This window comes from Corynebacterium hylobatis (assembly GCF_003955685.1).
In the GTDB taxonomy this organism is placed as follows: domain Bacteria; phylum Actinomycetota; class Actinomycetes; order Mycobacteriales; family Mycobacteriaceae; genus Corynebacterium; species Corynebacterium hylobatis.
Map to the genome: position 1 here is coordinate 1 of NZ_RXHJ01000020.1, position 24,068 is coordinate 24,068.

Genomic DNA, 24,068 nt, shown 5'->3' on the forward strand with positions numbered 1-24,068 from the left:
CCTCGGTGACCACCCACCTCTACACCGCCCGTGATGTCCCCGGTGCGCCGGTGTTCCACCCGCTGACAGGTGTGCTCACCGAACAGGCCGCCGCCCGTCTGCTGGCCATGTCGACGACGACCACCGACATGGATGCCGCCGCCACCACCCACGCCCCGGCCTATGCCCCGACACCTGCGATCCGGGCGTTTCTGGTGGGTCGGGACTGGTGCTGCCGGTGGCCGGGCTGCGGGACACCCGCGTTCGGTGGGGATAATGACCACCGGATCAACCACCATGAGGGTGGGCCCACGACAGCAGCGAACATGGTGATGCTGTGCCGGCACCACCACAACCGCAAAACTGATGTCCAGGCCACCTATCTGCTGGATCCGGTGACCGGGGATGTGTTCTGGCTGTTCGCCGACGGGACGTGGGCGGTGGATCATGCGGAGGGGCCGTTGGCGCCGGTGGAGAAACGCTGGGTGCAGACCTACACGCAACGCCGGCAGCGCCGGAGTGAACGGGCAGCAGCCCGCGCGGCGGCGCAGGAATTCGAGGCGTATCAGGAAGGTGCCCGCGCCCGGACGGAGGAGACCGGTACCGGCCCCGACCCGCCCGATGACACCGATCCGGACCGGGCCCCACCCGGGGGACACCAATCCACTGAGGATCATCCCCCGCCGTTCTAGGGCTTGCTCCACATCAGAGTATGACGGAAGCCCTCCCGGCGGCGGATCCTCAGCCCTGGCATCACCTCGGATCCGACCTGGTCAATCTCCTCGAGGGTCAGCGAAGGCGCGGCGATCCTGGCCGGGGACGGGGTTGCTTTCTCATACTTCAGCAGACCAATAAGCGGATTTGCCACCACATTGCCCGCCTCCCAGACCCAGTCCACCAGGTTCCGGGGACGAGCCAGCCCCACGCAGAGGAAACGGCCTCCGGGGTTGAGCAGGTCTGCCACATGTTCTAGAGCAGACCGGAGAGGCAGATGGTGGAGGACCGCGATCATGGTGATCAGGTCGGCACGTTCCTGGACAGCCAATGCGTCGGAGGCGAACAACCTGGCATTGACGGGCACCTCCACGCCTTGAATGATCCTGGGATCCGAGTCCACACCGGTCACCGTCTCGAAGCAGGAAGCGAGCTGGCGGACCAGGCGGCCTGAGCCGCAACCGAGGTCGAGGGCGTGGGAGCGGGCGTCGGGAAGCGAGCGCAGTACCCAGCCGTGGAAATGATCGTTGTGGCTCCAGTTGGTGGAACTCAGAGCTTCACCATGGGTTCGTAACCGTAGGGGATGCGGTCCGAGGGGACGATCTCCCTGCCGAAGGGGAAGCAGGTCACCGGGATCATCTTGATGTTCGCCCACGCCAGGGGGATGCCGATGATGGTGACTGCCTGGGCGGCCGCGGTGGTGATGTGGCCCAGTGCCAGCCACAGACCAGCCACAAGGAACCAGATGATGTTGCTGAAGGTGGACAGCCCGCCGACCCCGCCCACCGGCTGGACCACGGAACGGCCGAAGGGGGCGAGGGCGTAGCTGGCCATCCGGAAGGAGGCGATGCCGGCCGGGATGGTCACCACCAGGAGGCAGGCCAGGAGGCCGAAGAAGAGGTAGCCGGCGGCGAGGAGGAAACCGCCGGTGATGAACCAGATGATGTTGAGCAACAGCTTCACAGTCCCCAATGTAGTGAAGAGCCGCGACCTTCGTCAGTCACGGACGTAGCATGGTTTCATGGACGAAAACCTGCGACTGTCTGATAATGAGCGGCTCACCGCCATGAGTTCGCTGGCGTCCCACTTCACGGAGGGGCGTCTCGACGCCACGGAGTTCGACGAGCGCTCCTTCGCCATCACCCAGGCGAAGACGAGGGGTGATCTTCGTCCCCTTTTCCATGATCTTCCGGGGCAGCTGGAGCAGGCGCTGACGGAGAATCACGGGGTCGTCGAGAAGCGGAGTGAGGAGCGGGAGCTCGCACAGCTGAAGAAGTCGGGGAAGCGGGTGGAGAGCCTGACCGGCGTCATCTTCACGCTGACGCTGGCGACATTCCTGGTGCTGACCTTCGTGTTCAGTGCCAGCTGGGCGTGGATGGTGTGGTTGACGCTGTTCGTCACCATGCCGCTGCCGCGGATGATCCACGGTTTCTCGGATGCGGACGAGGAAGCCTACAAGGAGCTGAAAGAAGCTGAGGAACTCGCCAGGAAGGAGCGGTTGCGGCGGGTCACGCAACGGATGAAGGAGCTGGAGCAGGAGTAACGTGCCACGCATGTTCAGCTCTGTCGTCGAATGGGTCGTCTCCCTCATGGAGACTCTCGGGGCACCGGGGGTCGGTATCGCGATCCTCCTTGAGAACCTCTTCCCGCCCATCCCCTCCGAGGTGGTACTGCCGCTGGCCGGTTTCACCGCCTCCCGCGGCGAGCTCAACATCTGGGCCGCCTTCATCTGGGCCACGGCAGGTTCAGTGGTCGGTGCCTATCTGCTGTACTGGCTGGGTGCGGCGATCGGGGCGGAGCGGCTCCGGCAGATCGCCGACCGGATGTGGCTGGTCGAGCCGGAGGACGTGGACAAGTCTCTGCGGTGGTTCACGAAATACGGCAAGACCTCGGTGTTCTTCGGCCGGTTGGTGCCGGGCGTCCGTTCGCTGATCTCCATCCCGGCGGGCATCGACCGGATGAACCCGGTGGTCTTCGGCCTGATGACGTTGGTCGGCTCCGCGTTGTGGAACGCCCTGCTGCTGGCAGCCGGTGTGTGGCTGGGCGACCGCTACCACCTGGTGGAGTCCATCGTCGACAAGTACTCCACGGGGGTCTACATCAGCGTCGGTATCGTCGTCCTCGTGGTGCTGGTCCATTTGGTGCGACGGGCACGGCGACGAAATCAGGCTCGGCAGGCTGGCAGGAGGGACACCACCAGATGATCCTCTCGCCGAGCATGGCGCGCTGAATCGGGGTGCCGCAGCGCCGGCAGGGGCGGCGGTGGCGGCCGAACACCCAGGTGGTCTCCCCGGCGCGGCGGATACCGGTGGTCACGCGCACGGGGGCGTCGCGGTTGGCCCACATTATCCGCCGGGTCACGTCGAGCACGTGATCCACATCGACCTCCCCGACGGGTCGGGCGGGGTGGATGCCACAGAGGAAGCAGATCTCGGCGCGGTATTCGTTGCCCACACCGGCGAGGTTGTACTGGTCGAGCAGGGCCTCACCGATGCTGCGTTGCGGTACCGCGCTCACCCGCCGGTGGGCCTCCGCGCGGTCCCAGTCGGGTGCCAGGACGTCGGGGCCGAGACGGCTGATCTGCTCGTGGTAGTGGTCGAGCGGGAATACCCGGACCAGGCCGAGGGAGTGTCCGACGACCTCGATGGGCTCCGGGTCGGACAGCTGGAGCACGACGCGGGCTGTATGACCGGGTTTGCGCCAACGGTCGCCGACGCGGTGGAGCGCCCAGGTGCCCTCCATCTTCAGATGGGTGTGCAGGATGCGGTCACCGAACTGCATGAACAGGTGTTTTCCGTAGGGCCACACGCGGTCGACGGTCTCGCCGGTGAAGCTGACGGTGGCGACGGAGGGCACGCGCAGTGAGGTGTGGAGGACCTCCCGGCCGGTCATGATCTGCAGGCGCCGGGAGAGCTGGAGGACGGAATCACCTTCGGGCACGTCCCTCAGGCTACTGCCACGAGGCACGATCCTGGAACCGTCATCCCCCGAGCTTCCCTTCTGCCGGTTCCGGGGCCGTGCCTCGTGGCGATTATTTCCCCCGATCGGAATTATCGGATGGGACTTCTGATCGTGCCACCGCAGGTATGCCCACTGCAGTGGGAGGAGGAAGATGACCTGCGGTTATTCGTCGTTGAAGCTCAGATCGCCGATAACATCCGTCACCCGTCTCCCCTTTCCGGGGGCACGCGGTGGGGTGCTGCGCCCCCCGATCCGCACGCCCCGCGGGCTTATCGACGCCCCCGCCTCCCGCAGCGCGCCCAGCAGCGGGGAGTCGAAGGCGGACTCGCCGTTGATCTTCTCCACCGTCAGCGGCTGATCCACGGCGGCGGCCAGAGCACCGACCACGAGGTCGGTGTTGACGTCATCGAAGAGGGTGAGGGTGCGCCCGCCACGGGTGACGTGGGCCAGGAGGAGGCCGTCGGCGAGCACGACGAGTGCCCCGGCGGCGCGGCTCGGCCCGGTCTCCGGCCAGGGCAGGGCCGCGCCGTAGGGGTTGGCGGGATCAGCGGCGGCGAGAACGTGGACGTCCGGGTTCTGCAGGTCAGGTGGGAATCCACCGTTGTCCATGCCGCGGAGCCGGTCGATGACCGCGGGGGTGGAGAACTGCGAGGCGCCGAGCCCTTCCACGAGGTAGCCGCGCATCGCCTTGCCGGATTCCTCGAAACCGCTGAGTACCTTGTATGCCAGGGCGAAACCACCGAGGACGTCCTCGGCGACGACGCTGCCGCGGGTGACCACGCCGTAGCGGTCCAGCCAGGTCTCCCCCTGGACCACGGAGCGGGCTGTGGCCTCCGTGCTGGCGGGCACGGTCAGAGCCCAGCGCCCGCCCATGTCCAGGGGCGGGCCGTGACGCAGGCGGGAGCGGTTGGGTCGGCGGCGGGCCCGGTGGGCGGTGGTGCCACCGGTGGTGGCGAGGCGGGCACGGACCGGGGCGAAGCTGTCGGGACTGACCAGGCCGGCGTCGACCAGCCCCCAGACCGCCTCCCGCAGCTCGGCGGAGGTGACCAGATCGGTCAGTTCCCGCTGCAGGTCAGCGAAGAGGAAACCTCCGCCGCGGCGGAGGATCTCCACGACGCGTTCCTGGATGAAGGTCAACCCCGCGGCCTCCACCTCTGGGACGAGCTCGGCGGCGTAATCGGCAGGCAGGAGCATGATCCACGGGTCGCGGGCCGCTGCGGTACCCGCCCCGGCGATGAGGATCTCCCCCGAGGAGGTGAGTTCGTCGAGGAAAAGGGGAGAGTAGTCCGCGACCCGGGAGGGCAGGACGATCGATTCCCAGGCGCTGGCGGGCAGGCGGGCCCCAGCGAGCTGCTCCAGGACGGTGAACACACCGTCCGCCCCGCGCAGAGTGGGCCGCTGCCCCACCGGGGCAACCTGCTGCCAGTCAACGAGGAAACGCGCGTAGGCGGACTGGGACACCGGCTGAGTGGCAGCCCGGGCGGCGGCCAGCGAACGGCGGCGGATGATGTTGAGCGCGTCCGCGGCGCAGTACTCCTGCTCCTCGATACCCTGGCGGAAACGTCCCTCGATGACGCGGGCGTCGGCAAGCAGGGGCTGGAGCGCGGAATGCGCGGCGCTGACCGCGAGCCCGAAATCAGCCGCGAGGTCACGCAGGACGAAGGGCCCGCGCGTGCGCACCCAGCGAGAGACCAGCTGCTCCAACGCATCGAGGATCGTGTCCACCTGCGCGGGGATGCCGGGCGGAACAGGGACACCCAGCGCATCCCGCAGCAGCGGCGCGTCCGGGGTCTGGGCGAGATGTGCCCGACCGCCGATCCGGACCTCCATGATCCGGTCGCCGAGGCTGTCCAGCCCGCCGCTGAAGGTGGTGTGGTGCGCCAGCTCGTCGACGGGTATGGGACCGAGTACGCGCAGCGTGTCGGCGAATTCCTCCGGGGAACGCGCCCGCCGGTCCCCGCGGCGCCGCAGCTGCTCATGGACCTCGGCGATGATCTCCGGGTCGAGCAGCTCCCGCAGCTCCACCGTGCCCAGCAGCTTGGCCAGCAGCGTCGGGTCGAGTGCCAACGCGGCGGCACGCTTCTCCGCCAGCGGGCTGTCGCCCTCATACATGAAGGCGCCGGTGTAGTTGAACAGCAGCGAGGAGGCGAAGGGGCTGGGCTGGTCGGTGGTCACCTCGGTGATGCGGATCCGGCGGGTACCCAGATCCCGGCACACCTGCGTCAGCGCCGGCAGGTCGTAGACATCCTGGAGGCACTCGCGGACCGTCTCCAGGATGATGGGGAAACTCGGGTACTTCCGGGCCACATCCAGCAGCTGCTCCGCACGCTGGCGCTGCTGCCACAAGGGGGCGCGTTTACCCGGGTGGCGCCGCGGCAGGAGCAGCGCGCGGGCGGCGCACTCCCGGAACCGGGAGGCGAACAACGCGGAATTGCCCACCTGCTCGGTGACCAGCTCAGTGATGTCATCGGCGTCGAAGAGGAAGATCGACCCGTCCGGTTCCACCGCCCCGTCGGGCAGGCGCAGCACGATGCCGTCATCCCCGGCGACGGCCTGCACGTCAATGTCGAAACGCGCCCCGATCGCCAGCGCCCACGCGGCGTTGACCCCGCGGCCGAAGGGGGTGTGCAGCACGACCCGCCAGTCGCCGAGCTCATCCCGGAACCGTTCCAGCACCAGGGTCCTCTCATCCGGGATCACACCGGTCGCCTCGTGCTGCTCCGTCAGGAAGGCCAGCAGGTTGGTCCGCGCATGATCATCCAGGTCCGCGATGCGGGACGGATCGGCGTGGACCTCCCGGCGGTAGGCCCCCAGCGCCAGACCCAGCTCATAGGGGCGCCCGGCGGCATCCCCCGTCCAGAACGGCAGCCGGCCGGTGTGCCCCGGCGCGGGACTGACCAGCACCTGGTCACGGGTGATGTTCTCGATCCGCCAACTGGAGGCCCCGAGGGTGAACACGTCACCGACCCGGGACTCGTAGACCATCTCCTCATCCAGTTCCCCCACCCGGCGCGGAGCCCCTTCCCCGCCGAGGAGGAACACCCCGAACATGCCGCGGTCCGGGATCGTGCCGCCGGAGATGACCGCGACCCGCTGCGCGCCGGGCCGGGCGGAGAGCATCCCGGTGACGCGGTCGAAGACCACGCGGGGACGCAGCTCTGCGAAGTCGGTCGAGGGGTACACGCCGCTGACCAGGTCGATGACGGCGTCGAAGACGTCGCGGGCCAGTTCCCGGTAGGGCCAGGCGCGGCGCACCAGCGCGTACCACTCCTCGACGTCGAGGTCCTCGACGGCGACGGCGGCCACGGTCTGCTGGGCGAGCACGTCGAGCGGGTTGGCGGGCACGTGGAGTTCCTCGATCATGCCCTGGCGCATCCGCTCGACCGTGACCGCCGACTGCACCAGGTCGGTGCGGTGCTTGGGGTGGAAGGAGCCCTCGGAGACCGCGCCCACGGAGTGTCCGGCACGGCCCACGCGCTGCAGCCCGGAGGCCACGCTCGGCGGGGACTCCACCTGGACGACCAGATCCACCGCACCCATGTCGATGCCCAGCTCCAGGGAGCTGGTGGCCACCACGGCCTTGAGTGAGCCCTCCTTGAGCATCTGCTCCGTCACGGCGCGCTCGTCCTTGGACACGGAGCCGTGGTGGGCGCGGGCGATGAGTGGTGGGGCGGCACCGGCGGTGTCGGCCGGCACCATGATCTGGGCAGGCGGGCGTCTGGTCGGCGGGGACAACGCCTCCGGGTCGTGGATCTCCGCGTGGATCTCGTTGAGTCGGCTGGTCAGCCGCTCCGCGGAGCGCCGCGAGTTGACGAAGACCAGCGTCGAGCGGTGCCCCATCACCTCCTCATAGACCTCCTGCTCGATGTAGGGCCAGATCGACTTCGGCTGCGCCGGTTCGGGGTTGAGCTGGTCGTCGATGGTGGCCTCACCGATGGTGGAGCCCAGCTCCGGGACGGGCAGGTCCGACATGTCCTCCACCCCGACGCGCACCTGCAGGTCCCAGGCTTTGTCCGCGGGCGGGGCGATGATCTCCACGGGGCGGTCGCCGCCCAGGAAATTCGCCACCGTGGTCAGGGGTCGGACCGTCGCTGAGAGCCCGATGCGCTGGAAACCGCCGGTGAGCCGGGCGAGACGTTCCAGGGTCAGCGCCAGGTGCACGCCGCGCTTGGTGCCGGCCAGGGCGTGGATCTCGTCGATGATGACGGTGTCCACGGTCTTGAGGATCCCGGCGGCCTTCGACGTCATCATGAGGTAGGCCGATTCCGGGGTGGTGATGAGGATGTCCGGCGGGCGGCGCAGCTGCCGGCTGCGTTCCGCGGCAGGGGTGTCGCCGGAGCGCACCGCCACGGAGATCTCCGGGGCGTCCAGTCCGAGACGTTCCGCCACGCGGCTGATACCCGTCAGTGGGGCGCGGAGGTTGTTCTCCACGTCCACGCCCAGGGCCTTCAGCGGCGAGATGTAGAGGACCTTCACCCCGTCCCCGCTTGCCGACGCCCCCTCCCCCACCGGGAGCGCCAGCTGCCCCGCGCGTTCCACGAGGTTGTTCAGCGCCCACAGGAACGCCGCGAGGGTCTTGCCGGAACCGGTGGGCGCCACCACCAGTGCGTTGTCACCGTCGGAGATCGCCGACCACGCTGACTCCTGCACGGGAGTCGGCGCCGCGAAGACCTCCCCGAACCAGGTGGCCACCTGGGGGCGGAACCTGGAGAGGATGCTTTGGGCCATGCCCAACTCTACCGCGCGCGGTAAGGTCGGATTCATGACAGCTCACCTGGATGACGCCCGTCTCACCCACATGCTCGCGCAGGGCACGGGGGAGATTCTCAAGGGGGTCCGCAACGTCGGTGCACTGCGGGGACGCAACCTCGGGGACGCAGGCGATGAACTCGCCCAGAACTGGATCGCGCGTGTCCTGCGTCAGCACCGCCCGGACGACGGTTTCCTCTCCGAGGAGATGGCGGACACCCCGGAGCGGCTGGACAAGGACCGGGTGTGGATCATTGACCCGTTGGACGGCACCAAGGAGTTCGCCACCGGGCGCCAGGACTGGGCGGTGCATATCGCGCTCGTCGAGAAGGGGCGGCCCACCCACGCTGCCGTCGCGCTGCCGGATCTGGGTGTGGTCTTCAGCTCCTCTGAATCCCGGGCAGTGACCGGTCCGTATGCGAAGAAGCTAGCCCTCTCCCACAACCGGCCCCCGCAGGTGGCCCTCCACATCGCGGAGCAGCTCGGTTTCGAGACGGCCGCCATCGGTTCCGCGGGAGCCAAGGCCATGCACGTCCTGCTCGGTGACTACGACGCCTACATCCACGCCGGTGGCCAGTATGAGTGGGACTCCGCTGCCCCGGTTGGTGTGGCAACTGCCGCCGGTCTGCACTGCTCCCGCCTCGACGGTACCGAGCTGACGTACAACAACCGCGACACCTACATGCCGGACATCCTCATCTGCCGCCCGGAACTGGCCGGGGACATCCTCGCGATGGCGGCGGCTTTCAAGGAGGAGAACGGTCGCTACTAAGGTGGCTGGCATGACTGTCTCCATCCCTACGCCCTACGAAGACCTCCTCCGCGAGATCCTCGAGGAGGGCGCACCCAAGGGCGACCGCACCGGGACCGGCACCCTCAGTGTGTTCGGCCGGCAGCTGCGCTACAACCTGGCTGATTCCTTCCCGCTGCTGACCACCAAGAAGGTCCACCTCCACGCCGTGGTCGGCGAGCTGTTGTGGTTCCTGCGCGGTGACTCCAACATCACCTGGCTGCAGGACAACAACGTCCGTATCTGGAACGAGTGGGCCGACGCCGACGGCGAACTCGGCCCCGTCTACGGCGTGCAGTGGCGTTCCTGGCCCACCCCCGACGGCGCCCACATCGACCAGATCGCCGGCGCCCTGGAAACCCTGCGCTCCAACCCCGATTCCCGCCGCAACGTCGTCTCCGCCTGGAACGTCTCCGAGCTGGACAAGATGGCCCTGCTCCCCTGCCACCTGCTGTTCCAGCTCTATGTCGTGGACGGGCGCCTCTCGCTGCAGGTCTACCAGCGGTCCGCGGACATGTTCCTCGGGGTGCCCTTCAACATCGCCTCCTACGCCCTGCTGGCCCACATGTTCGCCCAGCAGGCGGGCCTGGACGTCGGCGAACTGATCTGGACCGGCGGCGACTGCCACATCTACAACGACCACCTGGGGCAGGTCCGCGAGCAGCTCTCCCGCGAGCCCCGCCCCTACCCGCAGCTGAACCTGCGCAAGGCGGAGAGCATCTTCGACTACGGCTTCGAGGACATCGAGGTGGTCGGCTACGACCCGCACCCGACGATCCGGGGCAGGGTCTCGGTCTGATGTCCATGCTCGGCGCCATCTGGGCGCAGTCCCTCGACGGCATCATCGGCGACGGGGCCGGGATGCCCTGGCACGTCCCCGAGGATCTCGCCCACTTCCGGGAGGTGACCCAGGGTCATCCCGTCATCATGGGCCGGCGCACCTGGCTGAGCCTGCCGGAGAAGTTCCGTCCCCTGCCGAAGCGGGAGAACTTCATCCTGTGCAGCCGCGAGGCCGGCGACTGGTCCTGCGGCGGCAAGGTGGTCAACGACCTGCCCGAGGTTATCGACGCCCCCGAGGTCTGGATCATGGGCGGCGGCCAGCTCTACGCCGCCACCATCGACGAGGTCGACGTCCTCGAGGTCACCCTCATCGGGGCGCACCTCGGTGATGTCCTCGGTGACCGCGCGGTCCACGCCCCCGCCATCCCCCACGAATTCGGTCTGGTCACCGACACCGGCTGGCTGAATTCCGAGGAGGGCCACCTTGTCGTCGGCGATGGTCCCAGCGATCTGCCCCTGAGGTACCGTTTCCTGCGGTACGAGAGAAAGGAGGCCGCATGACGGCCGAAAACAACCACATCACGATCTACGCCACCACCTGGTGCCCCTACTGCACCAACCTGATCAAGCGTCTGGACCGCACCGAAACCCCCTATACGGTGGTCAACGTGGAGGAGGACGCCGAGGCTGCGTCCTGGGTCGAGTCCGTCAACGACGGCAACCGGGTGGTGCCGACGGTGCAGTACTCCGACGGCACCCACGCCACCAACCCGGAGGCATCCGCCGTGCGTCGCAAGCTCGAGGAACTCACGGCCGGCGCAGCCGGCTAGTCCTCGTCCTCGTCCTCTTCACCGAAGAGGGCGAGCATGTCCTGCGGAGACAGCGATGCGTTGAGACCGGCCAGTTCCAGGGAGTACACCTGCTTGAGGTAGTGCTCGAGGACCTCGGCGAGCTGCTTGGCATCAACCTTGTTGAGCAGCAGCAGCCGCTTGGATGAACCACCCGGCAGCTGCTTGTCGATGGACAGCACCGGGACACCATCCTTGGTCACGATCTCGGCGACGATATCCCGTCGCTGGACGTCGATGAAGGTCGGCTCGTTCTGGGCCACGATTGTGGTCCTTTCTGGCTGGAACAGTATAGGTACCTCTCAGGATAGTTGGGCCGGGTCCGGTTACCGACACCCGCCCCACGTGCGGTACTCTTGTCGACGTTGCCCCAGTAGCTCAGTGGATAGAGCACCGCTCTCCTAAAGCGGGTGTCGGAGGTTCGATTCCTCTCTGGGGCGCAGTAAAAATACCCCCTGATCTGCAGTGATGCCGATCAGGGGGTTTTTCTCTGGCGCCACCCCTCCCAGGTTGCTAACGTGACGGATGTTGTTTATGTGACTGTTGTTCATCTATAGGGAGCATTTCTGTGTCCATCACCCCCTCCATGAATCGCCGTGGATTCCTGCGCGCCGCCGCTGTCGCGGTGGCCGCCGGTGCCGTCGGCGCCACCCTGCCCCAGGCACACGCCCTGGGCCCCGTCCTGGGCACCGTCATCGACTACTCTGCGGGAGTCCCCTCCGCTGCTGCCGTCAAGGCAGCGGGCCACCTGGGCGCCGTCCGCTACGTCTCCGACCGCCGCCCCGGCGCGGAATGGATGCTGGGCAAGCCGGTCGCCGCCGAGGAGACCCAGGACTTCGCCAACCACGGCCTCGGTGTCGCCTCGGTCTACCAGTACGGCAAGGACGCTACGGCGGACTGGAAGCAGGGTGCGGCGGGCGTCGTCACACACGCCCCGCAGGCGATCGCCTACCACCGGGCAGCGGGCGGTCCGACCGGCCGGCCGATCTACATCGCCATCGACGACAACCCCACCCGCGCCCAGTACGACAACCAGATCCGCCCCTACCTGCAGGCCTTCCAGGCTGCGCTGGAGGCCGCCGGATACCAGACCGGCGTGTACGGCAACTACAACGTCGTGGACTGGGCCGTCGCCGACGGCCTCGGCCAGTACTTCTGGATGCACAACTGGGGCTCTGGTGGCCGGATTCACCCGCGCACCACCCTGCACCAGGTGCGCATCGACAAGGACCGGATCGGCGGCATCGGCATCGACATCAACAACGTCTACGCGCAGGACTGGGGTCAGTGGATCCCGGGTCAGGCCGCACCGGCCGTCTCCGACACCGGCACCATCAGCCCGGCGCAGATCCAGCAGGGCATCGACGCCCTCAGGAACCTGTCTGCCCAGTAGCCGCCGCAACCTCGTCGGCCAGCCGGGCTTCGACGAGTTCCGTGAGATCGTCGGCGCTACCTGTCACCGCGGCAGCGACGACGAAATTCTCGCCGAAGGACACCGAGGAGTGCAGATCCCGGTTGTCCGACCATCCCCACTTGGTGCCGATCACCCCGGGCAGCACCGAGGTACCGAAGTCCTGGCCGTAGCCGTCGGCGGCGACGGGGGTCGCCTCCGCCATGGCAACCAGGATCGGATGCATGGGGTCCTTCTCCATGAGCTGGACGATGAAGCCCACCACGTCGTAGGTCGAGGTGACCGAATATCCCCAACGGTCATGCGCCCGGGTGGACAGCAGCCCGTACTCCCGGGCAACCTCCCCGATGGACTCGGGATACTTCCGGTAGAGCTCCCCTGCCGTCCGGTCGTCGGAGGAACTGATCATGTCGATCGCCGCGTACTGCTCGGCGAACGTGCCGTGCTCAATGACGTACTCGGCTATGTAAAGCTTGATCAGGCTCAGCGCGGGCCGGGCGAAACGTTCCGTGGCGGTGCCCGTGCGATGGTCGTCGGAGAGCCGGTGGAAGCTGATCTGGGAGCCGGTGGGGTTCTCCACGAAGGAGGCGAGGTCGGGCCCCGAGGCGGTCACCGGCCGGATATCCACCTCCCGCTTCTCGACGTCCGCCGCCCCCGCCACCTCCCCTTCCCGGTGCAGGCCGAAGGAGACCACGAGGGGAATGGTGATGACGATCACGATGATGAGTGCGACCACCACCACGGGGAAGGGTCGCACGCCAGCTGAGGTTCTTGACACATCAAAAGGATAGCGCCGCCCTCACGGTGACCGTGAGGGCGGCGCTGGTGCAGCGGGGGCTACGGGTGACTAGTGGTCAACCGGGGCCTCGACGCCGACACCGGTGAGGGAGCGGACCTCCATCTCAGCTGCGAGGTGGTCCAGGTTGTCCGGCTTGGTGGCCAGGGTGGCGATGATACCTGCCAGGAAGGCCAGCGGGATGGAGACCAGGCCCGGGCTGGTGAGCGGGAAGATCGACCAGTCGGCGTTCGGGAACATGGCGGTCGGGGCGCCGGAGACCGCCGGGGACAGGGCGATCAGGACCAGCGCGGAGACGACACCGGTGTACATGGAGGCGACAGCACCGGCGGTGTTGAAGCGCCTCCAGTACAGGGAGAACAGGATGGTCGGCACGTTCGCGGAGGCGGCGACGGCGAAGGCCAGCGACACCAGGAAGGCGACGTTCTGCTGCATCGCGAGGATACCCAGGACGATGGAGACCAGACCCAGGATGACCACGGTGATGCGGGAGACACGCACGGTCTCCTCCTCAGTGGCCTTGCCGTCGCGGAAGACCGAGGAGTAGACGTCGTGGGCGACAGATGCCGAGGCGGTGATGGCCAGGCCGGCGACGACCGCGAGGACGGTGGCGAAGGCGACCGCGGAGATCAGGGCCATGAAGATGGAACCACCGAGCTCCAGTGCCAGCAGCGGGGCGGCGGCGTTCGCGGCACCCGGCGCAGCAAGGATGCGGTCCGGGCCGACGAGGGCGGCGGCACCGTAGCCGAGGACCATGGCCATGAGGTAGAAGATACCGATGAGGACGATGGCGACGGTCACGGACTTACGGGCTTCCTTGGCGGTCGGGACCGTGTAGAAGCGCATGAGCACGTGCGGCAGGCCGGCGGTACCGAGGACCAGGGACAGACCCAGGGAGATGAAGTCGAGCTGCTTGGTGAAGGACGCGCCGTACTGGAGGCCCGGCTTCATGATGTCCTCGGCTGCGTAGCCCTTCGTCTGGATGACATCGGAGACGGCGTGTGCGGTGATGGCGTCGTTGAACAGTGTGGAGAAGCCACCGCGGATGGCGACGAAGACCCAGATGGTCATGACGGCGACGCCACCGATGAGGAGGACGGCCTTGATCATCTGGACGTAGGTGGTGCCCTTCATGCCGCCGACGAGGACGTAGGCGGTCATGATCACACCGACGACGGCGACGACGATGGCCTGCTGCCACAGCTCGTGCATGTTCAGCAGCACGGAGACCAGCGAACCGGCGCCGGCCATCTGGGCGATGAGGTAGAAGATGGAGACCGCGAGGGTCGCGATGGCGGCGGCCACACGGACCGGCTTCTGGCGCAGGCGGAAGGAGAGCACGTCGGCCATGGTGAAGCGGCCGACGTTACGCAGCGGCTCAGCGACGAGCAGCAGGGCGACCAGCCAGGCGACGAAGAAACCGATGGAGTAGAGGAAGCCGTCGTAGCCGTTGAGGGCGATGGAACCGACGATACCCAGGAAGGAGGCCGCGGAGAGGTAGTCACCCGCGATGGCCAGGCCGTTCTGGGTGCCGGTGAAGGAGGCGCCACCGGTGTAGAAATCGGAGGCCTCCTTGGTGCTCTTGCCGGCACGCAGGACCACGGTCATGGTGACGACGATGAACACGACGAAAACCGCGATGTTGAGGATCGGGTTTCCGGTGCTCTCCTGTGCGAGGTAGGTGATGTCCATTGTTTAACCCTCCATCTGCTGGCGGATGGCGGCCGTCCGCGGCTCGATCTGCTTGTTTGAGTACTGCACGTAGATCCAGGTGATCAGGAACGTGGTGGCGAACTGGAGGAGGCCGAAGACGATGCCGTAGTTGAAGCCGCCGCCGATCGGGGTGGCCATCCAGTCAGCGGCAAACGTGGCCACCAGGAGGTAGACGATGTACCAGACGAAGAACGCCACGGCCATCGGGAAGCTGAACCTGCGGAAAACCGAGCGCAGTTCCTGGAACTGCGGGCTCGCATGCATCTCGATGAAGTCCTCGGACGTCGGCTCGCGCCGGCCATCCGGTCGTACAACTGGAGGAGTCGCGCTCACAATGATCTCTCTTTCGTGTCGGCCCCGGCTACACCGGGGAGTCTAGCTACTGGTGGGTTCTCCCTCAGGGCCATACCCTGTGCGAGCGATCACACCCTGTCCTGCAAATGTAAGTTACCTGGCTCACACTGCAACACTGAAGTGAACAGGTCACTTTGTTCGAGATCTCATCACCCCCCACCCCCGCCCACTGCGGCCACCTGCACGTTTATTGATGCTACGACCACCCCCGACCGGGAACTCACAGTGGTCGGCAAAGTTTGTGAATGCGATTTTTGCAGAGGCAATGATCTTCGCAAACATAACCCATACCCTAAACAGAGATTCACACTACGCATGCCTTCAGCATCCTTTCAGAATCCCGGATTCCCGAAGGTCCGCGGATCCTCGAAGAATCTGCCGAAGCCGGATTCCCCGCCCAGCCCCGTGATCGCCGCCATCTGCTCACGACTGAGTGTGAAGTCAGCTGCCGCCAGATTCTGCGCGAGCCGCTTCGGATGGGAGGCCCCGGGAATGGCCACGCAGCCCAACTGCATGACCCACCGCAGAGCCACCTGGGCAGCTGACCGACCGACAGCACGGGCCACGGCATCGAGAACAGGGTTCGACAGCAGTCTGCCGCGCCCCAGCGGGGACCAGGCAGCCGTCGTCACACCGAGTGCAGTATGCAGCTCCCGCAGGGGCGCCTGGGAGAAACCCGGGTGGAGCTCCACCTGGTTGACGGCAGGGACGATGCCCGCCTTCTCCACCACCTCCCGGAGGATCTCCTCATAGAAATTGGAGACACCGATCGACTGGACCAGTCCCAGTCCCTGGAGGCGGGCGATCGCCTCGAAGCTCTCCACGTACCTCCCCAGCTCCGGAGCAGGCCAGTGCACCAGATAGAGGTCCACATAGTCCAGGCCCAGCCGGTCCAGGGAAGCGCGGAATGCCAGGGGGACGGCGTCCGTACCCTGCTCGTCCTGCCACACCTTGGTGGTGATGAACAGCTCCTCACGGGTCACATCGCCGGCGGCGATGGCGTCCGTGACCGCCCTGCCGACGACCTCCTCGTTGCCGTATGCGGATGCAGTGTCGAAGTGCCGGTAACCCAGCTCAATCGCTGCCCGGACCAGGCGCAGGCCCTCCTCCCCCTGAATGCCCCAGGTCCCCATTCCGATCTGGGGGATGTCCGTGCCGTCATTGAGCGTTACTGTAGCCATGCCCTCATTGTGCCCCCATTCACCCTGCTCCGTAGAGACCTTCCGCATCACACCCCCGCGGCACCCCTGCAACGCAGAGGGCCGTGGTCACCACCTGAACGGTGACCACGGCCCCGGGACTCCACCCGATCTAACCGACGCTGATCAGGTCGATGATGAATACGAGGGTGCGTCCGGACAGAGGATGTCCGCCACCCGCCGGGCCGTAGGCCTTCTCCGGCGGGATGGTCAGCTGGCGGCGGCCACCGACCTTCATGCCCGGGATGCCCTCCTGCCAGCCGGCGATGAGCCCGTTCAGCGGGAACTCAATGGACTGGCCGCGGTCCCAGGAGGAGTCGAACTCCTGACCCGACTCGAAGTCCACGCCGACATAGTGGACTTCGACGAGCCCACCGGCCTTGGCCTCCGCACCGTCACCGACGACGAGGTCGACGGAAACGAGATCCTCCGGGGCGGGACCGGACTGGGCTTCAATCTGGGGCTTGGTCATGGGGTATTGCTCCTTATTATGAGTACTCATGAAAAACCGGGCACAACGACACCAGTATAGAGGTGACGTTGTGCCCGATTTCCCGACACACGGATCAGCCGGTGTTTCTAGCGATCCTCACGCGGGGTGACGGTGCGCAGGGTGTTGCCGGTGTAGATCTGACGCGGGCGGTTGATCTTGTTGGTGGTGGCCAGCTGCTCGCGGTAGTGGGCGATCCAGCCCGGCAGGCGGCCGATGGCGAAGAGGACGGTGAAGAAGTCCGTCGGGAAGCCCATGGCGCGGTAGATCAGGCCGGTGTAGAAGTCGACGTTCGGGTACAGCTTGCGGGAGATGAAGTACTCGTCGTTGAGGGCGATGTCCTCGAGCTTCATGGCGAGATCGAGGAGGTGGTCGCCACCGAGGTGCTCGAGGATCTCGTGGGCGGTCTCCTTGACGATCGCCGCACGCGGGTCGTAGTTGCGGTAGACGCGGTGGCCGAAGCCCATGAGGCGGACGCCGTCCTCCTTGTTCTTCACGCGGTTCATGAAGTCGGTGGCGTCGCCACCGTTGGCGTCGATCTCCTCAAGCATCTCGAGGACGGCCTGGTTGGCGCCACCGTGCAGCGGTCCGGAGAGCGCGTTGATGCCGCCGGCGATGGAGACGAACATGTTGGCCTGGGCGGAGCCGATCATGCGGACGGTGGAGGTGGAGCAGTTCTGCTCGTGATCCGCGTGCAGGATGAGGAGCTTGTCCAGTGCCTTGACCATGATCGGGTCGACCTCGTACGGCTCGGTCGGGTAGCCGAACATCATGCGCAGGAAGTTCTCGCGCGCATTGAGGGAGTTATCCGGGTACATGTACGGGGCACCCTTGGAGGCACGGTAGGCGTAGGCGGCCAGCATCGGCACCTTGGCCATGAGACGGACGGTCGCCTTGTCCAGGTGGGCCTCGTTCATCGGGTCCAGCTGGTCCTGGTAGTAGGTGGACAGTATGTTGACCGACGACGCCAGGACGGACATCGGATGGGCATCCCGCGGGAAGACGTTGAACTGGGACTTGAAGTCCTCATCCAGCAGGGTGTGGTGGCGGATGTCGTCGGAGAACTTGTGCAGCTCATCGACGGTCGGCAGCTCACCGTTGATCAGGAGGTAGGAGACCTCGTTGAAGGTGGCGTTCTCCGCCAGGTCGGCGATGTCGTAACCACGGTGGCGCAGGATGCCGTTCTCACCGTCGATGTAGGTGATCGCGGACTCGCAGGAACCGGTGGAGACGTAGCCGGGGTCGAAGGTGACCAGGCCCGTGTCAGCCAGCATCTTGCCGAGGACGACGCCATCGTTGCCCTCGGTGGCCTTGATGATGTCGAGTTCGTACTCACCGCCCGGGTAGTGGAGTACGGCCTTGTCCTTGTTGTCAGTAGCCACTGTGTACCTTTCAGACTTCGTTTTCGACCTTGCCCCGCGTCGGGGTCAGCCGCCATCAGAACTTTGGTGATGTGACATTCACCGTAGTCCCGACATGACGGTGAGTCATGTATGAGTTTAGGTGACGCTATCACGATGGTGCCGCCGGTATTCCCGCCACCTCCCCCACTCATGTGAGTGCGGGAATAACCGGCGAGGCCACCTTTGTGCAGTTATGTATCCCACGCCAGGGCATTTCCGCTGCTCCCTCGGAAGCAGTCCACGCGCCAGCCAGGTGGGCCACGGCACAGTTTAGCAAATCATGTGATGGCGGCAACATATTTGGCAGAAGCAGGTCACCCCCATGGAATTTGCGAGGTTGCGACTGTTTCACTCCCCCACCCGCTACCCCCGTTGTGATGCTGCGGGACACACCCGGGTTCCGGTCCGACGGCTGGCAGGGAGATACTAGGGTTGTTCTAGTTTGGACAGCCATCCCAGAGACCATGAAAGGGACGTCATCCCCATGACCGAGTTCCCCACCCTCCCCGCCGACCTCATCCCCGCCGACGGTCGTTTCGGCTGCGGCCCGTCCAAGGTCCGTCCGGAGCAGATCCAGGCCATCGTCGACGGTGGCCGTGACATCATCGGCACCTCCCACCGCCAGCCGGCCGTGAAGAACGTCGTCGGCTCCGTGCGCGAGGGCCTGGCCGAGCTGTTCTCCCTGCCGGAGGGCTACGAGATCATCCTCTCCCTGGGCGGCGCCACCGCCTTCTGGGATGCCGCGACCTTCGGCCTCATCGAGAAGAAGTCCGGCCACCTGTCCTACGGCGAGTTCTCCTCCAAGTTCGCGAAGGCCGCCAAGCAGGCACCGTGGCTGGATGAGCCCACCGTCATCGAGGCCCCGGCCGGCGACGCCCCGGCCCCGCAGGCCATCGAGGGTGCTGACGTCATTGGCTGGGCCCACAACGAGACCTCCACCGGCGCCATGGTTCCGATCATCCGTCCGGAAGGCTCGGAGGGTTCCCTGATCACCATCGATGCCACCTCCGGCGCCGGCGGTCTGCCCGTCGACATCTCCCAGACCGACGTCTACTACTTCTCCCCGCAGAAGTGCTTCGCCTCCGACGGTGGCATCTGGCTGGCAGCCATGTCCCCGGCCGCGATCGAACGCATCGCGAAGATCAAGGACTCCGGCCGCTTCATCCCGGCATTCCTGGACCTGCAGACCGCGGTGGACAACTCCCTGAAGAACCAGACCTACAACACCCCGGCAGTGGGCACCCTGCTCATGCTGGACAACCAGGTCAAGTGGATGAACGACAACGGCGGCCTGGACGGCATGGTCGCCCGCACCACCGCCTCCTCCGACGCTCTCTACTCCTGGGCCGAGGCCCGCGAGGAGACCACCCCGTACGTCACGGATGCGGCCAAGCGTTCCCTGGTCGTCGGCACCATCGACTTCGACGACTCCATCGACGCCGCCGTCATCGCCAAGGTCCTGCGCACCAACGGCATCCTGGACGTCGAGCCCTACCGCAAGCTGGGCCGCAACCAGCTGCGCATCGGCATGTTCCCGGCGATCGACCCCGCTGACGTCGTGACCCTGACCAAGGCCATCGACCACGTCCTGGATTCGGGCGTCGCAGCCAAGTAGTCAGGCTGCTGCACAGATCAACATGCGTCGGACATCACACGGTCCGGCGCATGTCTGCGTTAGGGTGGAACACATCACGTGAGCTGTCCTGAAGGAGAACGCATGCGCGAGCTGTTCCTCGTCCCTGATGAATCGACGTCCACCTCACTGGTGCTGCGCACCGTGGACGGCGATCAGTTCTTCCTGGATGTCACACAGCTTGACGCCGCCGGGCAGAACCTCCTGAGTGGTCGGGAGCCCGGGATCGCTGCCCCACCCGGGCCCGAGCCGGAGCCCCTGCCGGAACCCGCCCCCGTGGTGGTTGCGGAACCTCCGCGTGCCCTGCCCGAGCGCGATCCCCTCCTGACCTCCCCGTTGACCATGCGCCCCAGGGAGATCCAGGGACGCATCCGGGGTGGATCGTCGGTGGAGGAACTCGCCGCAGAGATGAGGGTGGCGGTATCCCGCGTGGAGGCCTTCGCGCATCCGGTGCTGCTGGAGCGTTCCCGCATGGCGGAGATGGCGAAGCAGGCCCATCCGATCCGGGAGGACGGTCCGGCGAAGCTGACGCTGTGGGAGGTCCTGGCCGCCGCCTTCGCCGCCCGCGGGCATTCCGTCGCAGACACCTCCTGGGATGCCTACCGGGAGGCGGACGGCACCTGGGTGGCCCGGGTGACCTGGACCGTCGGCCTGTCGGAGAACGAGGCCGAGTGGTCGATCAGCGCCCACCCGACCTCACAGACGACGGCCGAGGCCCGCAACCCGGTGGCCGCTGACCTGACGGATCCTGACTTCGTGCAGCCCGTGCGTTCCCTGACTTCCGTGGGTCGGGGCAACCGCTACGAGGAGGACCATGACGAGGACACCTCCGACGGGGAGCAGCTGCCCCCGGAGGCCCCGGTGACCGAGGAGCTGGAGGGCGAGGATTTCCAGACTGAGGAGAAGGCGCCGACGGCGCGGCGGCGTCGTAAAGCAGTGACCCCCCACTGGGAGGACGTGCTGTTGGGCGTACGCGCGAACACGAAGCGTCCGCGGAACTAGGGGCGGTGGGTCGTGGAGACTGTCGTCACCCTGTGGTTTGTCACGGCCGCTGACCCTGCGGGGGTGATCACCGCGGAACCGCGGGCGGACCGCGGCTTCGGCCGGAAATACCTGGCCCAGCTCAATCCGGCGTGGCCGATCACGCCGATCGGCGAGTTCGCGTTGAACCGCTCAGCGCAGGCCTCGGCGGGTGAGTTCTACGTGGCGGGCTTCCCGGGGGTCACCATCGTGCAGACGGTCCTGACGGACACCCCCGCACTCTCGGAGCTCGACCGCCGGCTGCTGGAATCCGTGCCCGCTGCCGATGTGTACGCCTTCGGGGTGAACCCCGCGACCGGCTACGGCGCGCTGGCACACTGGCAGGGTGGGGTACTCAAGCGTTCGCTGTGCGCGGAGCGGACCCGCACCTACGAGGACGTCGGCCTGCCGGAGCCTTTCGAGGCCCCCTACTGGGCCGGTGAGAAGGCCGAGAGCGCCGGCGGCATCGCCCTGCCTTTCGAACCTGTGGATCTGGTCGCGGAGGCCCGGCGTTCCTGGCTGGGGATCGACATCACGCCGGAGGGGCCCGACATCCACATCGTGGCGTATGCGGTCGACGGCCGGCCCGCCCCCCGGGAGGTCGACGGTCCGCGGCTCGAACGGGAGCGCGCCGCGCGCGAGCCCTCAGAGCCGCAGGTCACCGGCGGTTATGACGACTACGAGTTTGCCGCCGAGGAGGAGCGGGACCGGCTGCCCCGGTGGGCGGATGAATCGGTGGCAGCGGTGCGGCGCACGGGTACGGGGCTCAGCCGCCGGTTACGGCTGGCCCGCTCGTGGGTGACGGAGAAGATCCGTCACTCCGACCGGGGCTGAAGCAGCGAGCGATCGCGTTCGTAGAAGGCGATCGCCGCCGAGGTGGCCAGGTTGAGTGAGTCGGTGCCCGGCGCCATGGGGATCCGGGCCCGGATGTCGGTTACCCGCATGGCATGCTCGGTGAGACCCGGCCCTTCCGCGCCGACGAGCAGCGCCACCTTCCCCCACGGCTGCCCCTGCTCATCCACGAGCGCGTCCGCCAGGTGCGCCGCCCCCGGATCAGGTGTCAGGGAGACGAGGTGGAAACCGGCGTCGGTGAGCTGCTGCAGAGAACGCTGCCAGGTGGTGTAGGTGCCTGCCAGGTGGGCGAACGGCATGCGCAGCACATGCCCCATGGACACACGGACCACCCGCCGGTAGAGCGGGTCGCCGCAGCCGTTACCGAAGAGCACCGCGTCGATGCCCATGCCGGCGGCGTTGCGGAACATCGAGCCGATGTTCTCGTGGTCGCCGACCCCCTCGAGCACGACAACAGTCCGTGCCTCAGCCAGGACCTCCCCGAGCTCCGGTTCGGGGGCCCGGTCCGCGGCGGCGAGGAGACCGCGGTGCATGTCGAAGCCGGCGACCTCAGCGAGCACCTCCCGGCTGACCTCGTAGACGGGCAGGTCGGCGGGGACATCGTTCTCGGCGAGGAAGCTGTCGATTCTGCCGGGGAAGCCGACGAGGCAGCGGACCGGGAAGCGGGACTCCAGGAGACGTCCCACCACCAGCGGCCCCTCGGCAATCACCAGGCGACGCTCTGCAGCGTCGGAGCGGTTGAGGTCGCGGACGTCATCGAGACGCGGGTCCGCGGGATCGTCGATCCGGATCCGCATCAGCCGATCGCCTCGAGGATCGGGTCCATGCCGAAGTAGACGATGAACAGGGCGGAGACCAGCCACATGATCCAGTGGACCTCCCGGGCCTTTCCTGCCGCGACAGACATGAGGGCGAAGGCGATGAAGCCGACGCCGATGCCGTTGGCGATGGAGTAGGTGAAGGGCATGACCACGATGGTCAGGAAGGCCGGCAGGGCGATGTGGAATTTGGTCCACTCAATGTCGGTGACCTGGGCCATCATCATCGCACCGACGATGACCAGCACGGGGGCGGCGGCCTCGATGGGCACCACCTCATAGAGCGGGGTGAGGAACATGGCCAGCAGGAAGAGCACACCGGTGACGATGTTGGCCAGGCCGGTGCGCGCACCGTCGCCGACTCCGGCGGCGGAGTCCGCGTAGACGGTGGCTGAGGAGGAGGAGGTCGCACCACCGACGATGGCGCCGAAGCCCTCGACGACCAGGGCCCTCTTCATGTCGGGCAGCTCACCGTTCTCGTTGACCAGGTTGCCCTGCTTGCCCAGTGCGGTCATGGTGCCCATCGCATCGAAGAAGTTCGCCAGGACCAGGGTGAACACCAGCAGGGTGGCGGCGATGACGCCGATGCGTGTGAAGGCCCCGAAGAGGTCGACCGCGCCGACCAGGGAGAGGTCGGGCAGACCGCCGAAACCCTCCGGGACGACGGGCACCGCCAGGGACCAGCCGGCGGGGTTGGCCTCACCCTCGACGAAGGAGGGGCCCGCACCGGTCAGGGCCTCGACGATCATGGCGATGATCGTGGTGGACAGGATACCCAGGAACAACCCGCCGCGGACCTTCCGCACGACGAGGAATCCACAGATGATCAGGCCGAGGACGAAGGTGACCGTCGGCCAGGAGGAGATGGAACCGTCAATGCCGAGGCCGACGGGCACGGTGGTGCCCGCGGCATCAGGAATGCGGCGGACGAAACCGGCGTCGACGAAGCCGATGATGGAGATGAACATGCCGATACCGACGCCCATGGCCGCCTTCATCGACGGCGGGATCGCCCGGAAGACAGCGGTACGGAAACCCGAGATCGCCAGCAGGACGATGACCACACCGTCGAGGACAACCAGTCCCATCGCCTCGGGCCAGGTCAGCCCCTCCCCCGCGACGAGGGTGACGGCGACGAGCGTGTTGAGGCCGAGGCCCGCGGCGATGCCGAAGGGGTAGCGGGCGATCAGGCCGAAACCGATCGTCATCACACCGGCTGCCAGCGCTGTGGCGGCGGCAACCTGGGAGATCCCCAGGGTGGTGCCGTTGATGTCTTCGGTGGTGCCGATGATCAGCGGGTTGAGGATGACGATGTAGGCCATCGCGAAGAACGTGACCACCCCGGCGCGGATCTCTGTGCCGATGGTCGAGCCACGCTCGGTGATGTGGAAGTACCTGTCGAGGGCACTCCGGTCCTTATTCTGTACCCCGGTGGTCATACGCGGTTCCCCTGTTCCGGATTCAATTGAAGTTCTCTTTACCTCGTAAATCTCCCACCTGGATTTGAATTACACAACATTTGGGTAGATTATGGGTCGACTGCAAGGAGCCCGCCCCG

Annotated in this window: 24 protein-coding genes and 1 tRNA gene; 12 read left to right on the forward strand and 13 right to left on the reverse strand. The window is 66.7% G+C overall.

All coding sequences use genetic code 11. The annotated features are described in order from the left end of the window. Positions 1 to 671 (forward strand): HNH endonuclease (locus EAH68_RS12900; protein ID WP_164546498.1); only part of this gene is annotated, 671 nt, incomplete at its 5' end. On the opposite strand, the gene EAH68_RS12905 is transcribed toward EAH68_RS12900, so the two are convergent. Then, on the reverse strand, positions 668 to 1,348 hold the full coding sequence (locus EAH68_RS12905; RefSeq protein ID WP_126121756.1) for a class I SAM-dependent methyltransferase: 681 nt from the start codon (positions 1,346 to 1,348) through the stop codon (positions 668 to 670). The genes EAH68_RS12900 and EAH68_RS12905 overlap by 4 nt on opposite strands. Then, a complete protein-coding gene (locus EAH68_RS12910) occupies positions 1,243 to 1,656 on the reverse strand; it encodes a YccF domain-containing protein (protein ID WP_126121757.1) in 414 nt (137 codons plus the stop codon). The genes EAH68_RS12905 and EAH68_RS12910 overlap by 106 nt, the downstream gene beginning before the upstream one ends. 58 nt (positions 1,657 to 1,714) lie before the next feature. Here EAH68_RS12910 and EAH68_RS12915 point away from each other — a divergent pair, with 58 nt between their 5' ends. After that, a complete protein-coding gene (locus EAH68_RS12915) occupies positions 1,715 to 2,236 on the forward strand; it encodes a DUF1707 SHOCT-like domain-containing protein (protein WP_126121758.1) in 522 nt (173 codons plus the stop codon). A gap of 10 nt (positions 2,237 to 2,246) precedes the next feature. Then, complete coding sequence (locus EAH68_RS12920; protein ID WP_126121759.1) at positions 2,247 to 2,897, forward strand: DedA family protein; 651 nt, start codon at positions 2,247 to 2,249, stop codon at positions 2,895 to 2,897. On the opposite strand, the gene EAH68_RS12925 is transcribed toward EAH68_RS12920, so the two are convergent. Together EAH68_RS12925 and EAH68_RS12930 are read right to left on the reverse strand one after the other, a co-directional pair. Further along, a complete protein-coding gene (locus EAH68_RS12925; protein ID WP_126121760.1) occupies positions 2,794 to 3,633 on the reverse strand; it encodes a DNA-formamidopyrimidine glycosylase family protein in 840 nt (279 codons plus the stop codon). The genes EAH68_RS12920 and EAH68_RS12925 overlap by 104 nt on opposite strands. 183 nt (positions 3,634 to 3,816) lie before the next feature. Continuing rightward, positions 3,817 to 8,382 carry an ATP-dependent helicase gene (locus EAH68_RS12930; RefSeq protein ID WP_206436420.1) on the reverse strand — a complete coding sequence of 1,522 codons (4,566 nt, stop codon included), beginning with the start codon at positions 8,380 to 8,382 and terminating at the stop codon, positions 3,817 to 3,819. Between the two features lie 34 nt (positions 8,383 to 8,416). Here EAH68_RS12930 and EAH68_RS12935 point away from each other — a divergent pair, with 34 nt between their 5' ends. The 4 genes from EAH68_RS12935 to EAH68_RS12950 are packed head-to-tail and all read left to right on the forward strand — an operon-like array spanning position 8,417 to position 10,803. Beyond that, positions 8,417 to 9,175 (forward strand): 3'(2'),5'-bisphosphate nucleotidase CysQ, encoded by a 759-nt coding sequence (locus tag EAH68_RS12935; protein ID WP_126121761.1) that lies wholly within the window; start codon positions 8,417 to 8,419, stop codon positions 9,173 to 9,175. Positions 9,176 to 9,185: 10 nt separating this feature from the next. Continuing rightward, positions 9,186 to 9,992 (forward strand): thymidylate synthase, encoded by an 807-nt coding sequence (locus EAH68_RS12940; RefSeq protein WP_126121762.1) that lies wholly within the window; start codon positions 9,186 to 9,188, stop codon positions 9,990 to 9,992. A gap of 5 nt (positions 9,993 to 9,997) precedes the next feature. Next, positions 9,998 to 10,534, forward strand: coding sequence for a dihydrofolate reductase (locus tag EAH68_RS12945; protein ID WP_126121794.1), 537 nt, complete (start codon positions 9,998 to 10,000; stop codon positions 10,532 to 10,534). Then, complete coding sequence (locus tag EAH68_RS12950) at positions 10,531 to 10,803, forward strand: mycoredoxin (protein ID WP_126121763.1); 273 nt, start codon at positions 10,531 to 10,533, stop codon at positions 10,801 to 10,803. Before EAH68_RS12945 ends, EAH68_RS12950 begins: the two co-directional genes overlap by 4 nt. On the opposite strand, the gene EAH68_RS12955 is transcribed toward EAH68_RS12950, so the two are convergent. Then, positions 10,800 to 11,084 (reverse strand): cg0963 family protein, encoded by a 285-nt coding sequence (locus EAH68_RS12955; RefSeq protein ID WP_126121764.1) that lies wholly within the window; start codon positions 11,082 to 11,084, stop codon positions 10,800 to 10,802. The genes EAH68_RS12950 and EAH68_RS12955 overlap by 4 nt on opposite strands. 104 nt (positions 11,085 to 11,188) lie before the next feature. On the opposite strand from EAH68_RS12955, the gene EAH68_RS12960 reads away from it, so the two are divergent. Together EAH68_RS12960 and EAH68_RS12965 are read left to right on the forward strand one after the other, a co-directional pair. Beyond that, positions 11,189 to 11,261: transfer RNA gene (locus EAH68_RS12960), tRNA-Arg, on the forward strand. Between the two features lie 146 nt (positions 11,262 to 11,407). Next, entirely contained in the window at positions 11,408 to 12,214 is an 807-nt protein-coding gene (locus EAH68_RS12965) for a DUF1906 domain-containing protein (protein ID WP_126121795.1), read from the forward strand. On the opposite strand, the gene EAH68_RS12970 is transcribed toward EAH68_RS12965, so the two are convergent. The 6 genes from EAH68_RS12970 to EAH68_RS12995 form a co-directional block, all read right to left on the reverse strand. After that, on the reverse strand, positions 12,192 to 12,989 hold the full coding sequence (locus EAH68_RS12970) for a hypothetical protein (RefSeq protein WP_241228461.1): 798 nt from the start codon (positions 12,987 to 12,989) through the stop codon (positions 12,192 to 12,194). The two genes, EAH68_RS12965 and EAH68_RS12970, sit on opposite strands and share 23 nt — an antisense overlap. Positions 12,990 to 13,079: 90 nt before the next feature. Beyond that, positions 13,080 to 14,720, reverse strand: coding sequence for a monocarboxylic acid transporter (locus EAH68_RS12975; RefSeq protein WP_126121766.1), 1,641 nt, complete (start codon positions 14,718 to 14,720; stop codon positions 13,080 to 13,082). A gap of 3 nt (positions 14,721 to 14,723) precedes the next feature. After that, positions 14,724 to 15,005, reverse strand: coding sequence for a DUF485 domain-containing protein (locus tag EAH68_RS12980; RefSeq protein WP_126121767.1), 282 nt, complete (start codon positions 15,003 to 15,005; stop codon positions 14,724 to 14,726). A gap of 422 nt (positions 15,006 to 15,427) precedes the next feature. Beyond that, positions 15,428 to 16,276, reverse strand: a complete 849-nt coding sequence (locus tag EAH68_RS12985; protein ID WP_126121768.1) for an aldo/keto reductase — start codon at positions 16,274 to 16,276, stop codon at positions 15,428 to 15,430. Positions 16,277 to 16,406: 130 nt separating this feature from the next. Further along, a complete protein-coding gene (fkpA, locus tag EAH68_RS12990) occupies positions 16,407 to 16,766 on the reverse strand; it encodes an FKBP-type peptidyl-prolyl cis-trans isomerase FkpA (RefSeq protein WP_126121769.1) in 360 nt (119 codons plus the stop codon). 107 nt (positions 16,767 to 16,873) lie between these two features. Next, positions 16,874 to 18,166, reverse strand: a complete 1,293-nt coding sequence (locus EAH68_RS12995) for a citrate synthase (RefSeq protein ID WP_126121770.1) — start codon at positions 18,164 to 18,166, stop codon at positions 16,874 to 16,876. A gap of 505 nt (positions 18,167 to 18,671) precedes the next feature. Between EAH68_RS12995 and serC the strand changes: the two genes are divergently transcribed. From serC to EAH68_RS13010, 3 genes are all read left to right on the forward strand, one after another. Next, a complete protein-coding gene (gene serC / locus EAH68_RS13000; protein WP_126121771.1) occupies positions 18,672 to 19,802 on the forward strand; it encodes a phosphoserine transaminase in 1,131 nt (376 codons plus the stop codon). A 102-nt stretch (positions 19,803 to 19,904) separates the two neighbouring features. Then, a complete protein-coding gene (gene sepH / locus EAH68_RS13005) occupies positions 19,905 to 20,822 on the forward strand; it encodes a septation protein SepH (RefSeq protein WP_126121772.1) in 918 nt (305 codons plus the stop codon). A 12-nt stretch (positions 20,823 to 20,834) separates the two neighbouring features. Further along, positions 20,835 to 21,674: a DUF6928 family protein gene (locus EAH68_RS13010; RefSeq protein ID WP_126121773.1), complete on the forward strand. Its 840-nt coding sequence runs from the start codon at positions 20,835 to 20,837 to the stop codon at positions 21,672 to 21,674. Here EAH68_RS13010 and EAH68_RS13015 read toward each other — a convergent pair. Both EAH68_RS13015 and EAH68_RS13020 read right to left on the reverse strand, forming a co-directional pair. Further along, positions 21,656 to 22,489 (reverse strand): TrmH family RNA methyltransferase, encoded by an 834-nt coding sequence (locus EAH68_RS13015; protein WP_126121774.1) that lies wholly within the window; start codon positions 22,487 to 22,489, stop codon positions 21,656 to 21,658. The two genes, EAH68_RS13010 and EAH68_RS13015, sit on opposite strands and share 19 nt — an antisense overlap. Further along, positions 22,489 to 23,949 carry an NCS2 family permease gene (locus EAH68_RS13020; RefSeq protein ID WP_126121775.1) on the reverse strand — a complete coding sequence of 487 codons (1,461 nt, stop codon included), beginning with the start codon at positions 23,947 to 23,949 and terminating at the stop codon, positions 22,489 to 22,491. The genes EAH68_RS13015 and EAH68_RS13020 overlap by 1 nt, the downstream gene beginning before the upstream one ends. Between the last annotated feature and the right edge of the window lie 119 nt (positions 23,950 to 24,068).